The sequence below is a fragment of the Chryseobacterium barbadense genome (assembly GCF_042849955.1).
Classification (GTDB): domain Bacteria; phylum Bacteroidota; class Bacteroidia; order Flavobacteriales; family Weeksellaceae; genus Chryseobacterium.
In genome coordinates, this window is the sequence record NZ_BAAFHL010000105.1 from 1 (window position 1) to 4,640 (window position 4,640).

Genomic DNA, 4,640 nt, shown 5'->3' on the forward strand with positions numbered 1-4,640 from the left:
TTTGCCACAAAAACGGAATACAAAACACAATGAAAACGCGTATAATTGATTTAAAATAAACACGTTGCAAATCTAAACAACTTGATTTAAAGAGCTTTTAGTTTGACATTTATAACCCTAAAAATGTTGAATTATGTTAGTAGAACAAAGCTACGGGTTCACCTACTTTTTAAAGAGCTCAAAAAACGAAAAGATTCGCCACATTTATTTGCGAATCACTGTAGATGGTATTCCTAAAGAGACCTCCACCAAAAGAAAATGGTATCCTGACCGATGGGATCAGAAAGAAGGTAAAGCTATAGGAACGAAAGAAGATGCCCGAACGATTAATCTTTTTCTTGAATCCTTAACGACTAAGATCAATAGTTACAGAACGGAGTTAATGAATAATGATATTCTCATTACCTCTATTGATCTCATTAATTTTGTCAACGGAAAATACAGGACACGAAATAAAGTCCTTGAAGAATTTCAGGAACATAACGATGAGATAGCCAAACTTGTCATTACTGGGGAATATTCCAAAGGAACACATGAACGTTACATTACAGCACGCTCCCATGTGCAGGAATTTATCCAACATCAGTATAATATGGCTGACTTGGAGTTCAGTGCCCTTAATTATGAATTTGTAAAGAATTACAACCTATATCTAAAAACTGTAAGAAAATGTTCCAATAACACTTCATTGAAGTATATCAGCAATTTTAAGAAAATCGTATTGAGAGCTGTTGCCAAAGAGATCATTCCCAAAGATCCGTTCAAACTGTTTGTCAGCAAGAAAACCAAGGTTAAAAAGAAGCCTCTGACAAAAGCGGAACTGAAACGAATTGAAAAAAAAGAGTTCAGATCAGAAAGACTAAATGTTGTTCGAGATATTTTCATATTTCAGTGTTACACGGGATTATCTTACATTGATGCCTTTCAATTAAAATGGGAAAATATTAAAGAAGCAGACGATGGAAGTATGTGGATTATGTCAAGTAGGCAAAAATCAAAATCAGATACGGATATTCCACTTCTTCCTAAGGCATTGGAGATTATGGGCCGATATAAGGATGATCCTCATTGTTTGAAAAGAGGAACTGTACTTCCCGGACGTTCAAACCAAAAAATGAATGAGTATCTAAAAGAAATTGCCGTATTATGCGAAATTCATGAAACACTCAATACGCATAAAGCGAGACGTACATTTGCCAGTACAATCACTTTAAACAATGGCGTATCGATCCATGTCGTCAAGGAAATGCTGGGACATTACTCAATTAAGCAGACGGAAGAGTATGCAATGACCGAACAGGCATCCATAGCCCGTGAAATGAAGCAGCTTGAAGCCAAGCTAAGAAGTACAGATCATTTCAATAGGGATCTGGTGAAATTCCTTGAGCAGCTCGAAAAAGAATTCCGAGACTTAAAGAGTGCTCAGAACAATCGCTCGGACGTCTCTTTTGCCAACAGATGTGATGCTTTTGAAAATATGCTCAGCAGGGCAAAGGCAATTGTCTAATGGCAACAATAAGTCTCAATATATTAAGGTATATTGAGGCTTATTGTTGCAAATCATTTTTTCTGTGTGCGAAGGATCTCTACAGTACTACGATAGTCCGGATGATAAGACGGAGTATACTTAATGTAGCCAAGCTGCTGAAGCTGCTTAAAATACTTATGGTAACTTGTTATTGTAGTGATATGAGAAAGTGTCATAAGCTTGCTCCTGCTCACTCTGATTATCCATTTTTCATTTTGTTTCAAGGCAAGTCTTGCAATAGCAATCAGTAAAGCAATATGCCAGACATTGAGCTGAGGATCCCTGTCAATTTCATCAAGGAAATCAAACCAACGCTGTGCTTCATTCCCTTTCATCGTCAAATAGGTGCCCAAGGTCTTCTTTATTGTAATAATAAGAGCCTAATATTTTCTTGAAGCGAATTTTCCCCGTGATCCTTAGATTCTGCAAGGTAGAGGCGGAAATGTTCAGGGCTTTACGTATGGCCTTGCTGCGCATCCAGCCAAATTCTTCAACGGCCTTACTTTCGGCCTGCTTGCTGTCAAGAAGATTCCCGATGTCAGAAATGATCTGATCTCTCAGTATGTCGAGATCTTTTTTTGTAATTATATCCATATATAAAATTTTGATTGAACAAAATTCTATTTTATGAAACATGTTTATTTAAAGTGGAAGTCATAGGCATTATTTTTCTTTCATTTTCTCAATGCTACGACTTTGAATTTAATTATTCTTTATTAGTTCTGAAATTTCCTGAGCAATTTCTTCAATTGTATAGTTTGCTGTATTTCGAGCCACTCTATCAGCTATTGAAGGAGAATAATCAACAATCTCTTGTTTAGTAATGTTATGCCATATAGGAAGTAAGATCTGATCACCTCCAATCACACGTGTAATTATGCCATCTAACTCATAGTTAGTCCATCCTTTTTTAATAAAATTCCGTGATAAGACAACTATTCCAAATCTGCTTTTGGCCAAGCCTTTATCAATTTTTTGTCTAAGACTATCTCCTATTTTTAATTCAAATTCATCATACCAAACTGACAACCCCTCTTCTCTGAGCGCAATTGCTAAATCTCTAACAATGTCATCTTTGTCCTCCGAGGCATGAGAAATGAAAACATCATGCTCCCTGTAATCATCGTCTACCCCAAATGGAGATGAATCATGCCTACCTTGAACAAGTGAAGGAACACTTGATAGTGGAGCTTCCTGAAAAGTAGGAAGCGCTGATGGCAGAACTTGCACACTAGCGTTGGTTGATCCTCTCAGCCCTTGCATATCAACAGTGATATACCAGTGGCCTGAACTTGGAACTGTAAGAACTACTGGAGATCTTTTCACAAGTCCTCCAGTATATCGATGCCCCCTTCCGTTTTTATAACTCTGATAATTTGAACTATCCATTAAACGTACGTTGGCGGCATTGCCTGATAATGTAATTTTTACCCGCTCACCCCTTTTGAGCTGTTTTAAATCCCATACTAAATATTTCATAAGTGTTTTAAAGTATTTTAAGTGAGTATTTCAGATTCGGTCATTTCAAATAGTTTGCTAATATTTATAGTTCAAATATATTAAATTAATGTTCTCAATTATTATAGGTTATGATTTCTTTAAAATACACTTTTTGTCAGTATACAGTTTTTATTTTATTGAAATGTTTGATTATCAGTAATAATATCCACTGAATTAACCAAACACCATGACTTTTTGACAGAAATCTATAATTGGAAACCTTTTTGATCAGAATTGAAAATAACCATATGACTAAAATTAAAAAATGGCAAAAATTTGTTTTGTTATCATGGGCTATGGAAAGAAAAGCGATCCCACTCTTGGTAAGACTTTCGATCTTGATAAAACCTATCTCAATATTATTAAACCTGCTGTAACAGCTGCTGGCTATGAGTGTGTAAGAGGTGATGAAGTTCAGGACTCAGGGCTGATAGACAGAAGTATGTACGGCCTGCTCATTTACGCTGATTTAGTTATAGCAGATATAACCACCTTCAATCCGAATGCTATATATGAATTAGGCATTAGGCATGCAGCGAAACCATTTTCGACTATTGTCATGAAAGAAAAGGATGGAAATATTCCCTTTGATATAAATCATAATAGAACCTTTACTTACGCACATATGGGCGAAGATATATCAGCTACTGAAGCTTCCCGGTGCCAGCAGGATCTTACCAATTTAATCTTGAATGTGGAAAAGTCACGGGAAGTCGACAGTCCGTTATTCCAGCACATTCAGTCAGTAAAGCCTTATATTCTGCCAGAGGAAGAATATGCACAGCTTATAAAAGAGTTAGCTGAAAAAGAAAAACTAATCTTTGCTGTAGTTGAACAGGCTAAACGATGCATGACTGAAAGCAACTTTGGAGAAGCTGTAAAATACTGGAAGAAAGCCAGCGAGAAAATTGAAAATGACTCCTATTTTGTTCAACAATTAGCTTTATGTACTTATAAAAGTAAACAGCCTTCTGAAAAAACGGCATTACAAGATGCCTTAACTATAATTTCTACGTTGGAACCAGATGGTCGAACCACTAACGATCCAGAAACCCTTGGTATCACAGGAGCAATATATAAACGTTTGTGGCTACTAGACAATAACGAAATGATCTACCTCGACCGTGCAATAAAATATTACGATAAAGGATTTGCTATAAACTCAGATTATTATACTGGAGAAAATTATGCGATATGTCTAGATCTTAAAGGTCAGTTTATAAGCGACGAGGACGAGAAAACATATTGCCGAATTCAAGCTAGAAAAACTCGCAATAAGATTATTGAAATCATTGAAGATTTAAAAGAAGATGAAGATTTCTTGATCAGAAGTGATCTTAAATGGATTTATGCAACATTGGCAAACTGCTATCTGGCATTAGATAATATGTCAGAATTCGAGGAAAATGAGAAGTGTTTTTTTAACTGTTCTCCGGCAGAATGGGAATTGGAAACTTACAACAGCTCTAAACAGCATATTTTAAATTTAAAATAATTATATGGCAAAAGATTACAAAATTTTCATCAGTCACTCGTGGGCACATCACGATGACTTGTTAGCGTTACGAAATTTATTAAACTCACGAGGGTATTTCAATGTAGAATTTACTGA

At 35.8% G+C, this 4,640-nt stretch carries 5 protein-coding genes; 2 read left to right on the forward strand and 3 right to left on the reverse strand.

Annotated features, from left to right (window positions below; genetic code table 11):
- The first annotated feature begins 133 nt into the window (after positions 1 to 133).
- Complete coding sequence (locus tag ACGHIN_RS16550; RefSeq protein ID WP_390456085.1) at positions 134 to 1,507, forward strand: site-specific integrase; 1,374 nt, start codon at positions 134 to 136, stop codon at positions 1,505 to 1,507.
- A gap of 53 nt (positions 1,508 to 1,560) precedes the next feature.
- Here ACGHIN_RS16550 and ACGHIN_RS16555 read toward each other — a convergent pair whose 3' ends face one another.
- From ACGHIN_RS16555 to ACGHIN_RS16565, 3 genes are all read right to left on the reverse strand, one after another.
- Positions 1,561 to 1,881: a hypothetical protein gene (locus ACGHIN_RS16555; protein ID WP_390456088.1), complete on the reverse strand. Its 321-nt coding sequence runs from the start codon at positions 1,879 to 1,881 to the stop codon at positions 1,561 to 1,563.
- Entirely contained in the window at positions 1,850 to 2,122 is a 273-nt protein-coding gene (locus tag ACGHIN_RS16560; RefSeq protein WP_390456091.1) for a helix-turn-helix domain-containing protein, read from the reverse strand. Before ACGHIN_RS16560 ends, ACGHIN_RS16555 begins: the two co-directional genes overlap by 32 nt.
- Positions 2,123 to 2,230: 108 nt before the next feature.
- On the reverse strand, positions 2,231 to 3,007 hold the full coding sequence (locus tag ACGHIN_RS16565; RefSeq protein ID WP_390456094.1) for a DUF1883 domain-containing protein: 777 nt from the start codon (positions 3,005 to 3,007) through the stop codon (positions 2,231 to 2,233).
- A gap of 286 nt (positions 3,008 to 3,293) precedes the next feature.
- On the opposite strand from ACGHIN_RS16565, the gene ACGHIN_RS16570 reads away from it, so the two are divergent.
- The gene (locus ACGHIN_RS16570) at positions 3,294 to 4,523 is read left to right on the forward strand and encodes a TRAFs-binding domain-containing protein (protein ID WP_390456097.1); all 1,230 of its coding nucleotides are present in this window, start codon (positions 3,294 to 3,296) and stop codon (positions 4,521 to 4,523) included.
- Positions 4,524 to 4,640 lie beyond the last annotated feature (117 nt).